The sequence below is a fragment of the Rhizobium sp. RAF36 genome (assembly GCF_052114105.1).
In the GTDB taxonomy this organism is placed as follows: Bacteria; Pseudomonadota; Alphaproteobacteria; order Rhizobiales; family Rhizobiaceae; genus Rhizobium.
The window spans coordinates 163,589-180,662 of record NZ_JBFREC010000010.1 but is presented as its reverse complement, the minus strand read 5'-3'; the positions used below and the strand labels follow the sequence as shown (position 1 = coordinate 180,662).

General features: G+C 61.2%; 16 protein-coding genes. 10 read left to right on the top strand and 6 right to left on the bottom strand.

The window, feature by feature from the left end; all coding sequences use genetic code 11:
* Nucleotides 1-10 precede the first annotated feature (10 nt).
* Nucleotides 11-1,015 carry a Gfo/Idh/MocA family protein gene (locus AB4Z25_RS26285; RefSeq protein ID WP_112537109.1) on the bottom strand — a complete coding sequence of 335 codons (1,005 nt, stop codon included), beginning with the start codon at nucleotides 1,013-1,015 and terminating at the stop codon, nucleotides 11-13.
* 201 nt (nucleotides 1,016-1,216) lie between these two features.
* Here AB4Z25_RS26285 and AB4Z25_RS26280 point away from each other — a divergent pair, with 201 nt between their 5' ends.
* From AB4Z25_RS26280 to AB4Z25_RS26255, 6 genes are all read left to right on the top strand, one after another.
* Nucleotides 1,217-2,509 (top strand): extracellular solute-binding protein, encoded by a 1,293-nt coding sequence (locus AB4Z25_RS26280; RefSeq protein WP_112537108.1) that lies wholly within the window; start codon nucleotides 1,217-1,219, stop codon nucleotides 2,507-2,509.
* Between the two features lie 86 nt (nucleotides 2,510-2,595).
* Nucleotides 2,596-3,483 carry a carbohydrate ABC transporter permease gene (locus AB4Z25_RS26275; RefSeq protein ID WP_112516886.1) on the top strand — a complete coding sequence of 296 codons (888 nt, stop codon included), beginning with the start codon at nucleotides 2,596-2,598 and terminating at the stop codon, nucleotides 3,481-3,483.
* 1 nt (nucleotide 3,484) lies between these two features.
* Nucleotides 3,485-4,396 carry a carbohydrate ABC transporter permease gene (locus tag AB4Z25_RS26270; RefSeq protein ID WP_112537106.1) on the top strand — a complete coding sequence of 304 codons (912 nt, stop codon included), beginning with the start codon at nucleotides 3,485-3,487 and terminating at the stop codon, nucleotides 4,394-4,396.
* Between the two features lie 19 nt (nucleotides 4,397-4,415).
* Complete coding sequence (locus tag AB4Z25_RS26265) at nucleotides 4,416-5,495, top strand: ABC transporter ATP-binding protein (protein ID WP_112537105.1); 1,080 nt, start codon at nucleotides 4,416-4,418, stop codon at nucleotides 5,493-5,495.
* A 14-nt stretch (nucleotides 5,496-5,509) separates the two neighbouring features.
* Entirely contained in the window at nucleotides 5,510-6,256 is a 747-nt protein-coding gene (locus tag AB4Z25_RS26260; RefSeq protein WP_112537104.1) for a ThuA domain-containing protein, read from the top strand.
* A gap of 70 nt (nucleotides 6,257-6,326) precedes the next feature.
* The gene (locus tag AB4Z25_RS26255) at nucleotides 6,327-6,620 is read left to right on the top strand and encodes a MurR/RpiR family transcriptional regulator (RefSeq protein WP_442210050.1); all 294 of its coding nucleotides are present in this window, start codon (nucleotides 6,327-6,329) and stop codon (nucleotides 6,618-6,620) included.
* Nucleotides 6,621-6,624: 4 nt separating this feature from the next.
* Here AB4Z25_RS26255 and AB4Z25_RS26250 read toward each other — a convergent pair whose 3' ends face one another.
* From AB4Z25_RS26250 to AB4Z25_RS26240, 3 genes are all read right to left on the bottom strand, one after another.
* Nucleotides 6,625-7,536: an SMP-30/gluconolactonase/LRE family protein gene (locus tag AB4Z25_RS26250; RefSeq protein WP_112537102.1), complete on the bottom strand. Its 912-nt coding sequence runs from the start codon at nucleotides 7,534-7,536 to the stop codon at nucleotides 6,625-6,627.
* Nucleotides 7,537-7,636: 100 nt separating this feature from the next.
* Nucleotides 7,637-8,458, bottom strand: a complete 822-nt coding sequence (locus AB4Z25_RS26245) for an SDR family oxidoreductase (RefSeq protein ID WP_112537101.1) — start codon at nucleotides 8,456-8,458, stop codon at nucleotides 7,637-7,639.
* A 195-nt stretch (nucleotides 8,459-8,653) separates the two neighbouring features.
* Nucleotides 8,654-9,841 carry a phytanoyl-CoA dioxygenase family protein gene (locus AB4Z25_RS26240; protein ID WP_112537100.1) on the bottom strand — a complete coding sequence of 396 codons (1,188 nt, stop codon included), beginning with the start codon at nucleotides 9,839-9,841 and terminating at the stop codon, nucleotides 8,654-8,656.
* A gap of 96 nt (nucleotides 9,842-9,937) precedes the next feature.
* On the opposite strand from AB4Z25_RS26240, the gene AB4Z25_RS26235 reads away from it, so the two are divergent.
* Both AB4Z25_RS26235 and AB4Z25_RS26230 read left to right on the top strand, forming a co-directional pair.
* The gene (locus AB4Z25_RS26235) at nucleotides 9,938-10,963 is read left to right on the top strand and encodes a LacI family DNA-binding transcriptional regulator (RefSeq protein ID WP_112537099.1); all 1,026 of its coding nucleotides are present in this window, start codon (nucleotides 9,938-9,940) and stop codon (nucleotides 10,961-10,963) included.
* A gap of 74 nt (nucleotides 10,964-11,037) precedes the next feature.
* A complete protein-coding gene (locus AB4Z25_RS26230; protein ID WP_112537098.1) occupies nucleotides 11,038-12,261 on the top strand; it encodes an adenylate/guanylate cyclase domain-containing protein in 1,224 nt (407 codons plus the stop codon).
* An 80-nt stretch (nucleotides 12,262-12,341) separates the two neighbouring features.
* Here the strand turns inward: AB4Z25_RS26230 and dgoD are convergent, their stop codons facing one another.
* Together dgoD and AB4Z25_RS26220 are read right to left on the bottom strand one after the other, a co-directional pair.
* Nucleotides 12,342-13,490 carry a galactonate dehydratase gene (gene dgoD / locus AB4Z25_RS26225; RefSeq protein ID WP_112537097.1) on the bottom strand — a complete coding sequence of 383 codons (1,149 nt, stop codon included), beginning with the start codon at nucleotides 13,488-13,490 and terminating at the stop codon, nucleotides 12,342-12,344.
* A 55-nt stretch (nucleotides 13,491-13,545) separates the two neighbouring features.
* Nucleotides 13,546-14,301 (bottom strand): FadR/GntR family transcriptional regulator, encoded by a 756-nt coding sequence (locus AB4Z25_RS26220; RefSeq protein ID WP_112385671.1) that lies wholly within the window; start codon nucleotides 14,299-14,301, stop codon nucleotides 13,546-13,548.
* 211 nt (nucleotides 14,302-14,512) lie between these two features.
* Here AB4Z25_RS26220 and AB4Z25_RS26215 point away from each other — a divergent pair, with 211 nt between their 5' ends.
* Both AB4Z25_RS26215 and araG read left to right on the top strand, forming a co-directional pair.
* Entirely contained in the window at nucleotides 14,513-15,496 is a 984-nt protein-coding gene (locus AB4Z25_RS26215; RefSeq protein WP_112385670.1) for an arabinose ABC transporter substrate-binding protein, read from the top strand.
* A gap of 71 nt (nucleotides 15,497-15,567) precedes the next feature.
* Complete coding sequence (araG, locus tag AB4Z25_RS26210) at nucleotides 15,568-17,073, top strand: L-arabinose ABC transporter ATP-binding protein AraG (RefSeq protein WP_112537122.1); 1,506 nt, start codon at nucleotides 15,568-15,570, stop codon at nucleotides 17,071-17,073.
* The last annotated feature ends 1 nt before the right edge of the window (nucleotide 17,074 follow it).

Here is a 17,074-nt window from a genome sequence, read left to right as displayed (position 1 = left end):
TGGAATTGCTTTAGACGGCGATCCTGACGGGCACTCCCTCCGCCGCCGCCGACTCCTTGATTGCGTCCCAGAGCCTAGCGAATCGCAGGCCCATTTCAACGGAGCCGGAGTTTTCCATGCTTCCGGCGCGGATGGCGAGGAAGTTCTTCATCGGGTTGCCGAGAATCTCGGCTTCTTCGCGTGGCTCGCTGGTCCGGCCGAAGCTGATCTCGCGCCAGCCGCCCCAGGCGTCGATGCGCACGATCGCCTTGGAATAGAAGAAGGTGATGTAGGAGGCGCAGCCGGGAGGGCCTTCGCCGGCTGCCGTCAGTGTCGCCAGCGCGCCGTTCTTCAGCCGTGCGGAAACCGCTGTCGCGATATCCACCTTGCGGCCATGATTGTGCATATAGGCCGAAACGCTCTCGAATTCTGAATTGGCGAGCAGGCATACGGTGTTCATCATGTGAGCGCCGGTATCGAACATGAAGCCGCCGCCGGATATTTCCGGCTGCTGCTTCCAGTGGCCTTCATAATTGGCGGCCCAGCTTTCCCAGATAATGCCCGATATGGCGATCAGATCGCCGAACTCGCCCGATAGCGCACGCTTGCGGGTGTCGAGGACCAGCGGCGAGAGGCCGCCCTGGAAGGCGGTGACGATGGTGACGCCGGTCTTCTTCTGCGCCGCGATCAGCCGTTCGGCTTCGTGGACGGTTGTGACCATCGGTTTTTCCAGGAAGAGGTCGAGTCCGGCTTCGGCGACGGCGACGGCCTGTTCGCCATGGAAGGCATGCGGGGTGGAGATATAGATGATATCCAGCGCGTCGCGGCGCTTCGCCAGCATGTCGCGATAGTCTTCAAAGGCTTCCGGTTCGGGTGCGCCGGCTTCCTTGCAGACGTCGATCAGCCGCTGGCGCGAACCCGGGATGGTGTCGGCAAGGGCGGCAAATTCGATCTCCGGCATCTTGGCCCAGCTATGGGCATATTCGGCCGCCTTCAGCCCGGCGCCAATCACGCCGAGGCGCAGTTTCTGTACCATGCAAAATCCTCCCGAATGCGATTGTGCAAACGATTACACAAACCATGCATTTGTTGCAAGTTATAAATTATTCTATGAAAACAACTGTTTAAATTTTGTATTGGAAACGATTGCAAAATCATCTTGTCAGCCATGGGAATGCGTGTACATTTTCGAACAGGTGCTGGAGGGCGCCATTGTGAACAAGAGGGAGGACTTCCGTTGAAGAAGACGGTTATCGGTGGCCTTTGCGCCATATTGCTCAGCGCAGTATCGACGCTGGCTCATGCTGAAACGATCCGGATTGCGAACCATGGCCAGTCGGGTATCGACGCCATGAAGTCGACGGTCGAGCGCATCGAGAAGAAATACGGTGTCACGGTCGAGGTTGTCGAATACCCGGCGCCGGACAAGGATTATCTGACGAAGCTGCTGACCGAGCTCGGCGCAGGCAATGCGCCCGACCTGTTCTCCATTCCGACCGCATCTGCCGTCGCTGATATGGTGGAAGCCGGTTACCTCGCTCCTGTCACCAAGGAATTCAAGTCCTGGGAAGGCTATAACGGCCTTTACGATGTGGCCAAGCAGCTGGCTGTCAGCCCTGATGGTGAGACCTATGTGATGCCCTTCATGCTGGGTATCCAGGAAATCTACTATCGCAAGGATGTGCTCGATAAGGCCGGTATTTCGACCGAACAGCCAAAAAGCTGGAAAGACCTGCTCGACCGTGCAGCCGAGATCAAGAAGAAGACCGGCGCCTATGGCCTGCTCTTCCCGGCCGGCGTGGCATGGGGTGGCGGTGCCTTCGACGAAGGCTTCCAGCATCTGATCGTCGGCTCGAAGACGCCGCAGATCGTCGATGCGGATGGCAAGTTCGATCTCAACGGCGAAGGCGTCAAGGATGTCTTCGATGTCTACAAGCAGCTGATCGACAACGATCTGATGCCGGTTCAGCCGCTGCTCGGCCCCGAGCCGTGGGTCGTGCCGAAGTATGAAATGTTCCCGCAGGGCAAGCTTGCCGCCACCACATGCGGCTCCTGGTGCTACATCTTCGACTGGGGCCGCGAGAGCAAGAACCCGATCCCTGACGTGACCAAGATCGTCGGCACCTGGACGGTTCCCGGCCAGAACGGCGGCCAGTACGTGCTCGCCAATCTGGCCGCCCCGTGGGCCGTCAATGCCAAGTCGGCTAATGCAGAACTGGCGATCAAGGCGCTGATGGAAATCGGCTCCGTCGAAACGCAGGTCTCCTATGCGGCCCGGATCGGCAATATTCCGGCGAGCAAGGATGCGGCTTCGAATGCCGACTTCCAGAAGCTCACGGAATTGGTGCCCATCCATGCGGCTGCCGGAAACGGCGTGTTCCTCAAGCAGGCTTCCGGCTTCGGCACCGTTTCGGAAGGTGTTGCCCGCGCCACCGAAGCGCTGCTGCGCAAGGAAACCGATGCAGCCGGCGCCCAGAAGATCCTGGTCGACTACGTCAAGGAAACGCTCGGCGACGATGCCGTGAAATAACCTTGGGTACTTTCTCCCGCCCAAGATTGGGAGGCGCGGCAGGTCTGCCGCGTCTTCCGCTTCATTCGATAAGGTTGTGAGCTTCGATGATCAGAAACTCTCATGAACGCCGCGCCGAGCGCCAGCTTCTCATCATCCTGCTGCCGTCGCTGGTTCTGCTGCTTGCCTTCGTCATCTACCCGGCACTGTACTCTGTCTATCTGAGCTTCACCAACGAGGCGCTGACCGGTGCGGCTGCGCTGCGGCCCCGCTTCGTCGGCCTGCGCAACTACGCGCGGCTGTTCAATGATGCGAAGTTCTGGAATTCGCTGCTCGTTACCTTCTTCTTCGTGGTCGGCTCGGCCGTCATCGGCCAGTTCGTGCTCGGTCTCGTATCCGCCATGGCGCTGCGCCGCGAGATACGTTTCCGGCAGATTTTCTCATCGATCATCCTGCTGCCGAACGCCGCTCCTGAGGTGGTCGCCGGCTTCATGTGGATCTCGATGCTGGCCGGTGGCGAACATGCGACGCTGTCGCGCATCGTCAGTTTCTTCGGCATCGCGCCGGCCGACTGGCTGAACACCTTTCCGCTGGCGATGATCATCATCGTCAACACCTGGCGCGGTATCGCGACGGCGATGATCCTGCTCACCGCCGGGCTCAGCACCATTCCCAACGAAATCTATGAGGCTGCCCGCATGGATGGCGCGACCCCATCGCAGATGTTCCGCCGCATCACGCTGCCGCTGATGATGCCGACGATCCTGCTCTACATGCTGATATCCGCCGTCTCGACGATCGCCGTCTTCGGTCTGGTCTATGCCCTGACGCGCGGCGGCCCCGGTGGGGCGACCGAACTCGTCAGCATCTATATCTACAACCAGTCCTTCACGGCGTTCCAGCTGGGTTACGGCGCGGCGGTCGCGGTCGTGGCGTTGATCATCTCGCTGATCCTCGGCATCGGCTATGTCCGCGCCATGAAGGTGGAGATCTGATATGGCGGTGATCTCTCCGAGCGAAAGCGCCAACAAGACGCGCTCAGACCTGATGGCCTATGCCACGCTGTCGGTCATCTCGATCTTCTGCGCCGTGCCGTTCTTCTGGGTGCTGCTTGCCTCCCTCGATGGCAACGCGCAACTCTTCCTGCGCTGGCCGGAGCAGTGGAGCCTTGGGAATTATGCCCGTGTCTTCGTCAAGGAGGATGGCGGCCGCTGGCTGTTCAACTCGCTGTTCATCGTTGGCGGCGCGACCTTTATCGTCATGGTCCTGGCAGGGCTTGGAGGCTATGCGCTGTCGCGGACCCGCGCCTGGTGGAAGCTGCCGTTCCTCTACACGATCCTGCTGATCCGTGTGCTGCCGCCAACGGCGCTGGTGGTGCCTCTCTACAAGTTCCTGCTGACGCTGAACAATGCAGAGGGCGCGATCCTCCGACCGATTTTCGGCAGTTATGCGCGTGACATCATGCGCTGGACCGGTTTCATCGACGGCTATCTCGGCATCATGCTGGTACTCGCCACCATGCAGCTGCCGCTGGCGCTCTGGATCATGAAGACCTTCTTCGATGGACTGCCGCGCGACTACGAAGAGGCGGCCGTCATGGATGGAGCGACGATGGTGCAGCGTATCCGCCGCGTGTTGATCCCGCTGGCGCTGCCGGGTCTCGCGGCTGCCGGGCTCTTCACCTTCATGTCGGCCTGGGGCGATTTCCTGCTGCCGCTGATCTTCCTGTCGTCGCCTGAGCTGCAGACGCTGCCGCTCGGTCTCTTCCGCGCCTTCCTGCGCATCAACGAGATCGATTACGGGCTGCTCGCCGCCCTTGCCTTCATCTACCTCCTGCCTGCCGTCATTGCCTTCGGCTTCGCGCGGCGCTTCCTCGTCCAGACATTCTCTGGCGGTGTGAAGGGCTGAGACAAGAAAGAGAAACCGAATGATCAATCTGAAGAACGTCCGCAAATTCTACGGTGCGCTCGAAGTCATCAAGGGCGTCGACATTACCGTCAATGATGGCGAATTCGCCGTCTTCGTCGGCCCCTCCGGTTGCGGCAAGTCCACATTGCTGCGGATGATCGCGGGTCTCGAGGGCATCGATGACGGCGATCTCATCCTCAACGGCCAGCGTATCAATGACGTGCCGCCCGACAAACGCGGCATCGCCATGGTGTTCCAGTCCTATGCACTCTATCCGCATATGACGGTCGCCGAGAATATCGGCTTTTCGCTCAGCCTGAAGAAGGTGCCGGAAGCGGAGATCCGCAAGCAGGTGCAAGGCGTTGCCGAGATCCTGCAGCTGACCGATTACCTCAACCGCCGCCCGGCCGCCCTATCCGGCGGTCAGCGCCAGCGTGTCGCCATTGGCCGGGCGATCATCAAGAAGCCATCGCTGATCCTGTTCGATGAGCCGCTCTCGAACCTCGATTCCGCGTTGCGTGTGCAGATGCGCGCCGAGCTGCAGCGCCTGCACCGGGAGCTGAAGGCGACTGTCGTCTACGTCACCCACGATCAGGTGGAAGCGATGACAATGGCCGACCGGATCGTCGTGCTGAACAAGGGAACGGTGGCCCAGCAGGGCGCGCCGATGGATCTCTATCACAAGCCTGAAAACGAATTCGTCGCCACTTTCATCGGCTCGCCGAAGATGAACGTCATTCCGATGACCGCGACACGGCAGGGCGGAAATCTGCATCTGGAAAGCACGATCGGCCTGGCGATGGACATGTCCGGTGCGACCGATGTTCCCCAGGGCGAGGTGCGCCTCGGCGTCCGGCCCGAGCATCTGAAAATCGCGGCCGACGGGCAGGGCAACTTTAATGCCGAGGTGGCGATCGTCGAGCGTCTCGGCGTCGAGACCTACATCACCGTCGGCACCACCAAGGATCCCATCGTCGTCCGCTCGGATGGCGATGTTGCTGTCCGGCCCGGTGACCGTGTTTCGCTCTCGGCCGATCCGGCTGCCTGCCATCTCTTCGACGCGTCAGGACGGGTCATCCGTCCGGCTCAAGCTTCATAACATTCGAGGATATCATGACGATCAAGGTTACGATCTGGAACGAAGGCCGCCACGAGCAGGTGCACAAGGAAGTGCAGGATATCTATCCCGACCGCATCGATGGCGCGATTGCCGCCGGTATCAAGCATGCCGACTTCGAAATCCGCCGCGGCACGCTCGATGATCCGGATGAAGGCCTGCCTGACGCGCTACTTAATGATACCGACGTGCTGCTCTGGTGGGGTCACATGGCGCATGAAGAGGTCAGCGACGGGTTGATCGACCGCATCCAGCAGCGGGTACTGAAGGGCATGGGCCTCGTCATCCTGCATTCCGGCCATCACTCGAAGCTGTTCCGCCGCCTGATGGGCACGAATGCGAACCTCTCCTGGCGCGAGTCGCCGGCCGGCGATCTGGAGCGGGTCTGGGTCATCAATCCCTCGCATCCGATCGCCGAGGGATTGCCGCCCTATTTCGAAGTCAACGCCTCTGAAATGTATGGCGAGCCCTTCGATATCCCGCAGCCCGACGAGCTGGTCTTCATCTCCTGGTATTCGGGCGGCGAAGTCTTCCGCAGCGGCTGCACCTGGCAGCGCGGGCGCGGGCGCATCTTCTTCTTCAGCCCAGGCCACGAGACCTATCCCATCTATCACGACAAGATCATCCATCAGGTCATCTCGAACGGTATCCGCTGGGCGCAGCAGAAGCACAGGGATGGCCGCATCCTGGAAAACTGGCATCGCGCCGAGGCGCTGCACGGCCGTCCCGACGGAAAAGTTTGAGCTTCCTCCCGTGGGGGCTGGGGCGGTTTTGCTCCGGCCTCCGCGGGCGGTTCCTTCAAGGAGAGAGACGATGCAGCTGATATCGCTGAAGGCCGAAAGCGACGTTCACGAGTTTCTCATCAGCAAGACGTTCTGGGCTGTCGTCTATCGAAACGTGCCGGAGCGGCTGGCAGCGCTTGCCCGGCTGGCTGCCGAGCGGCCCGACGTTTTCGCTTTCGAAAGCAGCCAGAAGATCGCCGAACGCTGCAATGTCTCGCAGACAAGCGTCGTCCGCTTCGCCCAGCATCTCGGCTTCAATGGGTTCGCCGAGATGAAGCAGGTGTTTCAGCGGGGGCTCCGCCAATCCGCCCGTCGCGCCTCGTGATCAGTTACGGGTACTGTGCACCATTGACGGTCGTGTAGATCGAATAGAGCGACTGGGTCGCGGTGATGAACAGGCGGTTTTTCTTGATGCCGCCGAAGCAGATATTCGAGACCGTCTGCGGCACCAGGATCTTGCCGAGGAGAGTGCCATCGGGCGCAAAGCAGTGGACGCCGTCGGCCGCGCTGCTCCAGAGATTGCCGGAGAGATCGAACCGGAAACCGTCGGGCACGCCCTTGTCGATCGAGCAGAAGTAGCGGCTGTTTGCCAGCGTCTTGCCATCGATAACGTCGAAGACGCGGATGTGGCGGGGTACGTCATGGTTCGATGAACCTGAATCGGCGATATAGAGCTGTTTTTCATCGGGCGAGAAGGCAAGGCCGTTCGGCTGGATGAAGTCGGTGACGACGGCATCGATTTTGCCGCTTTGCGGATCGATGCGGTAGACGTTGCGGGTTTCCTGCTCGGGTTCGGCCTTGTGGCCTTCATAGTCCGACATGATACCGTAGCTCGGATCGGTGAACCAGATCGAGCCGTCGGATTTGACGACGACGTCGTTGGGAGAGTTCAGCCGTTTGCCTTCGTAGCTGTCGGCAAGAACCGTGATGCGGCCATCCGGTTCGGTGCGCGTCACCCGTCGCCCGCCATGCTCGCAGGAGACCAGCCGTCCCTGGCGGTCGCGGGTGTTGCCGTTCACGTAGTTGGAAGGCGAGCGGAAGACGGAGACCGTGCCATCAGGAACCCAGCGCATCATCCGCTCGTTTGGAATGTCGCTCCAGAGCAGGCAGTTCCAATCGGAGAACCAGACGGGACCTTCGGCCCAGCGGCAGCCGCTATAGAGCTCTTCAAGCCGGGCACTGCCGGCGGTCAGGCCATTGAAGCGTTCGTCACGGATATCATAGAGCGGGTTTTCGGACACGGATATGCTCCTCCCAAAGCAATGGATGCGTCTTTCGTAACGACAAACGGTGAGACGTGCCAGAGCCCGGCGCTGAAAATTACCGGGCTCCGGCAGTCACTTAGAGAGCGGCGACCGGATGCGGGGAGCCGTCATAGGCACCCCAGATCGATTGGTCGAAGCAGATGACCGAACCGGTCATCAGGCCGGATTCCGCAGATGAGAGATAAGCGCAGGCGCGCGCCACTTCCTCGGGATCGACAAGGCGGCCGAAAGGCTGGCTGGCGGCGGCCTCTGCCAGCCAGTCCTCGGCGGCGCCGTGATATTCCCGCTGGATCCGGTCTTCGCCCTCCGACGACATCCAGCCGATGTTCAGACCGTTGACGCGGATGCGATTGCGCAGCAGCGCATAGGCGGTGTTCTTGGTCAGCGTCTCCAGCGCACCCTTGGAGGCGCAATAGGCGGCGATGAAAGGCTGACCGGCTTTCGCCGACATCGAGCCGATATTGACGATCGTGCCTTCGATCTTCTCACGGCGCATCACTTTCACCGCCTCCTGGATCAGGAAGAACGGCGCCTTGACGTTGACGGCGAACATCTGGTCGAAGAGCTCCGGGCTCGTGTCGAGGATCGTGCCGCGGTCGGTGATCGCCGCGGCGTTGACCAGCGCATCGACGCGGCCGAAGGTCTGGTCGCAGGCGCGCACGACGTTCTGCGCGTCCTCGACCTTGCCGAGATCGGCCTTGACATAGACGACCTTGGCGCCGGTTTTGGCGGATAGCTCTTCGGCCTTGGCCTTGCCCTTCGCTTCATTGCGGCCGCAGATGACGATGCCCTTGGCGCCGCGCTCGGCAAACAGCCGGGCGATGGTGGCGCCGAGGCCCTGGGTGCCGCCGGTAACGATGGCGATCTTGCCGTCGAGGCGGCTCAAGTCTGTGCTCATGTGGTTCCTCCGTTGATTGATATGCAAATAGCCCCTCGCGGGTGCGAGAGGCGGGTTGGTTCGTGCGTGTGGTCCCTCATCCGGCTGCCGCCACCTTCTCCCCGAGGGGAGAAGGGATTTGCCGCGCTCTCAGGTTTCCCCTTCTACCCAGCGGGGAGAAGGTGCCCGAAGGGCGGATGAGAGGGTTCCTCGCTCTTACGTCAGCTTCTTTTCCGCCTGATCCGCAAGCGCCTTGGTGAAAGCGTCATCGCTCCAGTCCTCCTTGAGCGCCTCATGCATCAGCTGCGCCTGGGTCTTCGGCGCCAGGCCGCCGACCGGCGGGTCGCGATCTAGGTTGGTTGGGAAGGAATAGCCCTCGGCGCAGGAGGCGACGGCGTTGGCGATACCGGCTTCCGAAAGCTGTCCCTTCAGCCGCTTCAGCGCCGGAAACAGTTTGGCGCTCATGCGCTCGCGGTTGACCGTTTCCATGGCGCGGCCGAAGGCTGAGGAGACCTGCAGGAGGTTAGCGACGCGTTTGATATCGGCGGAGCGGTTAGTGCCCGCGGCATGGAAAAGGGCCGGGTTGAAAAAGACCAGGTCGCCCTTCTGCAGCGGCAGCTGGACATGGTGCTTGTCGAAGTAATCCTTGAATTCCTGGCGCTTGAGCGCGAGGTAGCCCGGCACATAGGTCTGGCTATGCGGCAGGAAGAGTGTCGGTCCGCTCTCGAGCGGCATGTCGCAATGGGCGACCGCGCCCTGCAGCGTCAGTACCGGCGAGAGCCTGTGGACGTGGGCAGGAAACTGCTCGATCACCTTGGAAGACTGGAAGCCGAGGTGATAATCGCGATGCGCCGATTGCGCCGCGCCGCCCGGATTGACGCGGTTGACCTGCGCCGTCATCTGGTAGCTCGGCCCGAGCCAGGCTTCGCTGGCGATCGCAATGATCGGATTGGCATAGTAGCGGGCGAAATTCGCGGGATCGACGAGGCAGTGCTTTTCCAGCGAATTCCAGATGCGATCATTGGCGCCCGGCTTGGCGAAGTGGTCGCCGCCGCCGGTCGAGCTGCGGTGCTGCTCCTCGATGATTTCGTCGAAGATCTTGCTGGCGCGGTCGATGATCGAGGTATCCTCGTAGGCGCGTTTGAAGACGACCACGCCGGGGCCGTCGCCGAAGGCTTCGCAGATTTCCGCCAGCACAGCGCGGCGGCCCTCGGGATCGGCGATCGCTGCGACGACCTTACGGCTGTCGTAAATCAGCACGTTCTTGTCGACGCTATCGGCATTTGGGTAGTCTGCGAGTAAGGTCGTCTTCTCGGCTAGGTCGCGAAAATCGCCGAGATCGCAGGCGTCTTCGGTCAGCCAGACGCGGTCGGCGCGCAGTTTCTGCAGGTTGTCGGTTTTCATCAGGTGCTCCTCCAATCGCTGATGGAGGGCACTATACGCCGCAGCATTTGCTGATATAGATCAGCGATCCATCAAAAAACCATCAGAACTGCGCCGATGCCTCACCATTTCCTCGTCAAGGATATCGCTTTTCAGGCCGGGCTCAGCACGGCGACCGTTGATCGGGTGCTGAACGAGCGGCCCGGGGTGCGCCGCCAGACCGAGCAGCGCGTGAAAGCGGCGATTGCCGAACTGGAGAAGCAGCAGGCGGGTGCCGAGGCCGCCAGCCGGAAGCTGTCGATCGACATCGTCATGGAGACGCCGGAGCGCTTCAGCGATGCTGTCCGGGCCGCGTTCGAGGCGGAAGTCGCGACGCTGCTGCCAACCGTGTTCCGCTGCCGGTTCCATTTCGCTGAAGTCATGAGGCCGGCCGAGCTGGTGCAGCTGATCGATCGCATCCGGCTTCGCGGAACGCACGGCATCGTGCTGAAGGCGCCCGATGTGCCGGATGTCATTGCCGCCGTTCGGCGTGCCGACGAGGCAAAGATTCCCGTCGTCACGCTGGTCACCGATCTGCCGAATTCGCCGCGCGCTGCCTATGCGGGCGCCGACAACCGGGCGGCGGGGGAGACGGCCGCCTACCTGATCGGTTCGCAGATGGGAGAGCGGCCAGGCCATGTGCTGGTGACGCTGTCGAGCGGGCGCTTCAGGGGAGAGGAAGAGCGCGAGATCGGCTTTCGCCGCATCATCCGCGAGCGCTATCCGTCTGTCGGGATCACTGAAATCAGCGAGGGGCATGGGACAGATGCAGCGACGGGTACGCTGGCGGCCGAGGCGCTTGCGGCGAACCGGGCGATCGATGCCGTCTATTCGATCGGCGGCGGCAACAGGGCGGTGCTTGCCGCCTTCGAGGCGTCGGGGCGGCCGTTGCGGGTGTTTGTGGCGCATGATCTCGATGCCGATAACCGCAGCTTGCTGGCATCGGGCAAGATCAATTTCGTCCTGCATCATGATTTGCGCACCGATGCGCGCTCGGCTTTTCGCGCCATCCTCGACCGCTCTTCGAAGGCGCAGCGAAACGGCCACGGGCCGCTTTCGGCCGTCGAGATCATCACGCCGTTCAACATGCCATCCGGCGGCTGACTGCCACTCTCTTGTTTTTCTTTCTCATGGGACGAAATCCGGATAGTTGTTGGCCGAACAGGGAGGTGGATGGCATGGAATACAGCGACATTGGAACCATCGCGACCTGGCTGACGGAACAGGGCTTGAAGGGCGCAACCGAGTCCGAGCTGCTCGACGGCTTCTGCATCGCCTGCCGTGACAAGGGTCTGCAGATTGACCGCGGCATGGCGCTGATGGATACGCTGCATCCGGTTCACGAGGGGCGCGCCTTTCGCTTTGACAGCGAGCAGGAGATCGAATCCGAATTCGAGTATGGGCCGACCGGCGAAGGGGAAGCGCTGGAAAGCTGGAAGCGGTCCGCCTTCTATTATCTCTGGGCGGGCACCGAAAACGAGGTTCGCCGCCGTATCGGCTTCGGCGATCCCGCCGATTTCCAGATGCTGGAGAAGATGGCCGAGCTCGGCCATACCGATTACGTCGCGTTGATCCACCGCTTCGAGAAGGAAGGCACCATCGGCGAGATGGACTGCTTCTTCTCGCATTTCTCGACGCGTCACCCGGAAGGCTTTTCGGACCACGATCTCGTCATCCTGCGCAAGCTGGTGCCGGTACTGGCGCTGGCGATCAAGTGTATCGCGCTCGGCCGCATCGCCCGCACTATTGCCGAGGTCTATCTCGGGGAAGACGCGGCGCGTCAGGTCATGGAAGGCAAGATCAGCCGCGGCAAGTCGGAGCGGATTTCGGCGGCGCTCTGGTTCTCGGACCTGCTGAACTATACGAAGATCTCCGACAACGCTTCGCCGGAAGAGATTCTGCCGTTTCTGAACGAGTACAGCGAAGTGGTGATTTCGGCGATCCACGAGTCCGGCGGCAACGTTTTGAAGCTGATCGGCGATGGCGTGCTTGCAATCTTCAAGGGCGAGGATCCCTCGGAAGCCTGCTGCGCGGCGCTGAAGGCCGAACGGCTGCTGCGCGAAAAGCTCGCCAAGCTCAATGCGGCGCGCGCAGTCGATAGCCGGCCAACGACCGATGTCTATCTCGGCCTGCATATTGGCGATGTCTTCTACGGCAATATCGGCAGCCAGGAGCGGCTCGACTTCACCGTCATCGGCCCTGCCGTCAACGAGGTCAGCCGCATCGCCTCGATGTGCCGGTCGGTGGATTTCAACGTGCTCATTTCGTCGGAATTCGCCGATACGATCCCGAGCGAGGATCGCGCCGAACTCGCCTGTATCGGGCGTTACGCGCTGCGCGGCGTCAAGCGCCCGCAGGCTCTCTATACGCTGGAGACCGCCTGGCTGGGCGCAGGCAACTAACGGCGCAATTTTGGCGCCGTTGCCTGACATCTGTCGCCGTTCCGGAAAGCAGAAGGGCCGCTTTCGCGGCCCTTGCTATCTTACCATTCGGCGAAGCTGCCATCTTCGTGGCGCCAGATCGGGTTGCGCCAGCGGTGACCTTCCTTGGCGCGTTCGATGACATAGGCTTCGTCCACCTCGATGCCGAGACCCGGTCCCTGCGGGATGGAGACGAAACCGTCGGCATACTGGAACACCTCCTTGTTGGAGATATAGTCAAGGATGTCGTTGCCCTTGTTGTAGTGGATGCCGAGGCTCTGCTCCTGGATGAAGGCGTTGTAGCTGATGGCATCGACCTGCAGGCAGGCGGCGAGCGCGATCGGGCCGAGCGGGCAATGCGGGGCGAGCGCCACGTCATAGGCTTCGGCCATTGATGCGATCTTGCGGCATTCGGTGATGCCGCCGGCGTGGCTCAAATCCGGCTGGATGATATCGACGTAGCCGTCTGTCAGAACCGACTTGAAGTCCCAACGCGAATAGAGCCGCTCGCCGAGTGCGATCGGCGTCGAGCAATGGTTGGCGATTTCCTTCAGCGTTTCGCGGTGTTCCGAAAGCACCGGCTCCTCGATGAACATCAGCTTGTAGGGCTCGAGCTCCTTGGCGAGCACCTTGGCCATCGGCTTGTGGACGCGGCCGTGGAAATCGACGCCGATGCCGATATGCGGGCCGATCGCTTCGCGGATAGTGGCGATGGTCTCGACGGCGCGATCGATCTTCTCGTTGGAGTCGACGATCTGCATTTCCTCGCAGCCGTTGAGCTTGATTGCCTTGAAGCCGCGGGCGACGACATCCTTGGCGTTGCGGGCAACGTCGGAAGGGCGGTCGCCGCCGATCCAGGAATAGACCTTGATGCGGTCGCGCACCTGGCCGCCGAGAAGCGAGTGGATGGGCTGGCCGAGCGCCTTGCCCTTGATGTCCCATAGCGCCTGGTCGATGCCGGAAATCGCGCTCATGTGGACGGCGCCGCCGCGGTAGAAGCCGCCGCGATACATGACCGTCCAGTGGTCCTCGATCAGGAAGGGATCCTTGCCGACGAGATAATCGGCCAGCTCGTGGACGGCGGCCTCGACCGTCAGCGCCCGTCCCTCGACAACCGGTTCGCCCCAGCCGACGACGCCCTCATCCGTCTCGATCTTCAGAAACAGCCAGCGCGGCGGAACGATGTAGGTCGTGAGCTTGGTGATCTTCATGGGGTCGGGCTTTCATTCATCTCGTGTTGCGTCTGCGGCGGTGCCGCCTGTCTGTTTACTTGGTCCGGCCGATCGCCTTTTCGGCGGCGGCCAGATCGCGCACGGCCAGATCCAGCATGCGATTGGCGCATTCACGCGCCTTGGCGCGGTTGCGCAGCCTCAGCGCCTCGACAAGCTCGCCATGGACGGCAACGGCGTCCTCGCGGCTTTCGACGGCAATGTTCGAGGCATGCAGCGCATATTTCAGCGCAGCATGGATGGCGCTAAGCAGGCGCCGGAAGACCTGGTTATGGCTCGCCTTGAGAAGCACGGCATGGAAGGTCACGTCGGCATCGGTGAAGGCTTCGGGATCGCCGGCGGAATCCCGCATCTGGCGCCAGGCGCTGTCGAGATCGGCGATTTCCTGGGTCGTTGCCCGTTCGGCGGCATATTCCGCGGCTGCCGGTTCGATCGTGCGGCGTGCCTCCAGAATGCAGCCGAGCAGATCGAAGTCCTTGATATAGGGGCCCATCCATTCGAGCACTTCGGCGTCGATGATATTCCAGTCGTCCCGGTCGCAAACCGACGTGCCGATCCGCGGCTTGCCGCGCACAAGCCCTTTGGACTCAAGCACCTTGAGGGATTCACGGATAACGGTGCGGCTGACGCCGTAGAGCTCGCAGAGATCGTTTTCGCGCGGCAGCGGTGAGCCGGCAGGGTAGCGCTCCGAGAAGATGTCTTCGGCCATGGCAGCTGTCACGTTCTTGCGGACGCGCGGACGGCTTCCAATGCGCGGATTTGCATCCCCACTCTGTTGCTCGATGGAATCCAAAATGACCTCTCCGCTTTCCTTGCCCGCGAAGCAAACCGAACCGTCTTAGCCGAATTCGATTTCCTTTGCGACGGCTCCTCCCGGCACGCTTGATATTATCTTATTATTCCAATCATCATACAAAGGCAATTGACTGGTATGATGATTTAACTTAATTCTAGCGCACTGCCTGGGAGGCAGATGCTCATTTTTGAGAGTTAGGGAGAGAGACATGCGCTTGTTCAAAGCAGCCATCCTGGCTGGCACATTTGCCATTCTGGCCGCCGGCTCCGCCTTTGCCGAAGACGTCAAGATCGGCTTTATCGTCAAGCAGCCGGAAGAGCCGTGGTTCCAGGACGAATGGAAGTTCGCCGACCAGGCCGCCAAGGAAAAGGGCTTTACGGTCGTCAAGATCGGCGCCGAAGATGGCGAGAAAGTTCAGTCGGCGATCGACAACCTCGGTGCCCAGGGCGCCCAAGGCTTCATCGTCTGCACGCCTGACGTCAAGCTCGGCCCCGGCATCGTCGCCAAGGCTGCCGCCAATCAGCTGAAGGTCATGACTGTCGACGACCGTCTGGTCGATGCCGATGGCAAGCCGCTGGAAGATGTTCCGCATATGGGTATCTCTGCCACCAAGATCGGCGAGACCGTTGGTCAGGCGCTTGTTGACGAAATCAAGAAGCGCGGCTGGGATATGAAGAATGTCGGCGCGATCCGCGTTTCCTACGACCAGCTTCCGACCGCGGTCGATCGCGTCGAAGGCGCGATTTCTGTTCTGAAAACCGCTGGCTTCCCGGCTGAAAACATCTTCGATGCGCCGCAGGCCAAGACCGATACGGAAGCTGCTCTGAACGCGGCGACGACCGTTCTCAACAAGCATGCCGACGTGAAGTACTGGGTCGCGTTCGGTCTCAATGACGAAGCCGTTCTCGGCGCGGTCCGCGCATCGGAATCGGTCGGTATCGCTGCCGACCACGTGATCGGCGTCGGCATCGGTGGCGCTGACTCGGCGATCAACGAGTTCAAGAAGCCTGCCGCAACCGGCTTTTTCGGCACCGTCATCATCTCGCCGAAGCGTCATGGCTACGAAACCGCCATGAACATGTACGACTGGATCGCCAACGGCAAGGAACCGGCCAAACTGACGCTGACTTCCGGTTCGCTGGCACTGCGCGGCGACTATGAAAAGGTTCGCAAGGACCTCGGCATCGAATAATCATCCTCCCAAGGTGATTTTAATCCCGGCGGCGCATGTCTGCCGCCGGGCTCTTTCTCGATGGAGCGATGATGGCTTTCCTCGAATTCAAGACCATTTCCAAAGGCTATCCGGGCGTGCAGGCGCTCTCCAATGTCTCGTTCGGTGTCGAAAAGGGCGCCGTTCATGGCCTGATGGGTGAGAACGGCGCCGGCAAATCGACGCTGATCCGGATCCTCTCGGGCGATCAGTCGGCTGATGAGGGCACGATCGTCATCGATGGTGAGGAGCAGAAATACAGCTCCGTCCGCGATGCCTTTAACGCTGGCGTTATCGTCATTCACCAGGAACTTCAGCTCGTTCCCGAGTTGACGGTCGCCGAAAACCTCTGGCTCGGACGCTTCCCGGGCAAAGCCGGAGTCATTGACAGCAAGACGCTGATCGAGACGGTGCGCGCCAAGCTCGATGATATCGGCATTGATGTCGATCCTTCGGCAAAGGTTGCGACGCTGTCGATCGGTGCCCGCCAGATGGTGGAGATCGCCAAGGCTGTGATGCTGGATGCGCGGGTAATCGCGCTCGATGAGCCGACATCTTCGCTGTCGTCGCGTGAAAGCGAGATCCTCTTTTCGCTGATCGAGAAGCTGAAGTCCAAAGGCACCGTCATTCTCTATGTCTCGCACCGGCTGGACGAAATCTTCCGGCTTTGCGACAGCCTGACCGTTTTGCGCGACGGCAAGCTTGCGGCCCATCATCCAAAGGTCGCCGATACGACGCGTGATCAGATCATCGCCGAGATGGTCGGGCGCGAGATCAGTAATATCTGGGGCTGGCGCGAGCGGCCGCTTGGCGGCGTCAGGCTGGAGGTGAAGAACCTCTCCGGTTCCAAGCTCCGCAATCCGATGAGCTTTTCCGTCCGCCGGGGCGAAATCCTCGGCTTCTTCGGCCTCATTGGGGCAGGGCGAAGCGAGATGGCCCGCTTGCTCTACGGCGCCGATCACCGGCATCAGGGCGCGGTGACGATCGACGGCGTTGCCGTCTCGCCCAACAATCCGAAAGCGGCAATCAATGCGGGGATGGTTCTCTGCCCCGAGGATCGCAAATTCGACGGGATCATCCAGGGACGGTCGATCCAGGAAAACATCGCGATTTCCTCGCGCCGCCACTTCTCGCCTTTCGGTGTGCTGAACCCGAAGAAGGAAGCGTCGGTCGCCGACCAGTTCATCGCCAAGCTTCGGGTGCGGACGCCATCGCGCAAGCAGGACATCATCAATCTGTCGGGTGGCAACCAGCAGAAGGTCATCCTTGGCCGCTGGCTTTCGGAGCAGGGCGTCAAGGTCCTCGTCATCGACGAGCCGACGCGCGGTATCGATGTCGGCGCCAAGTCCGAGATCTACGAAATTCTCTATGAGCTTGCGGCGGGTGGCATGGCGATCGTCGTCATCTCCAGCGAATTGCCTGAGGTGATGGGTATTTCGGATCGCATCATGGTCATGTGCCAGGGCCGCGTTGCCGCCAATGTGGCACGCGCCGATTTCGACGAACGCAGCATTCTGACCGCGGCACTGCCCGACAAGAATGCCGCCGGCACAATCTAAT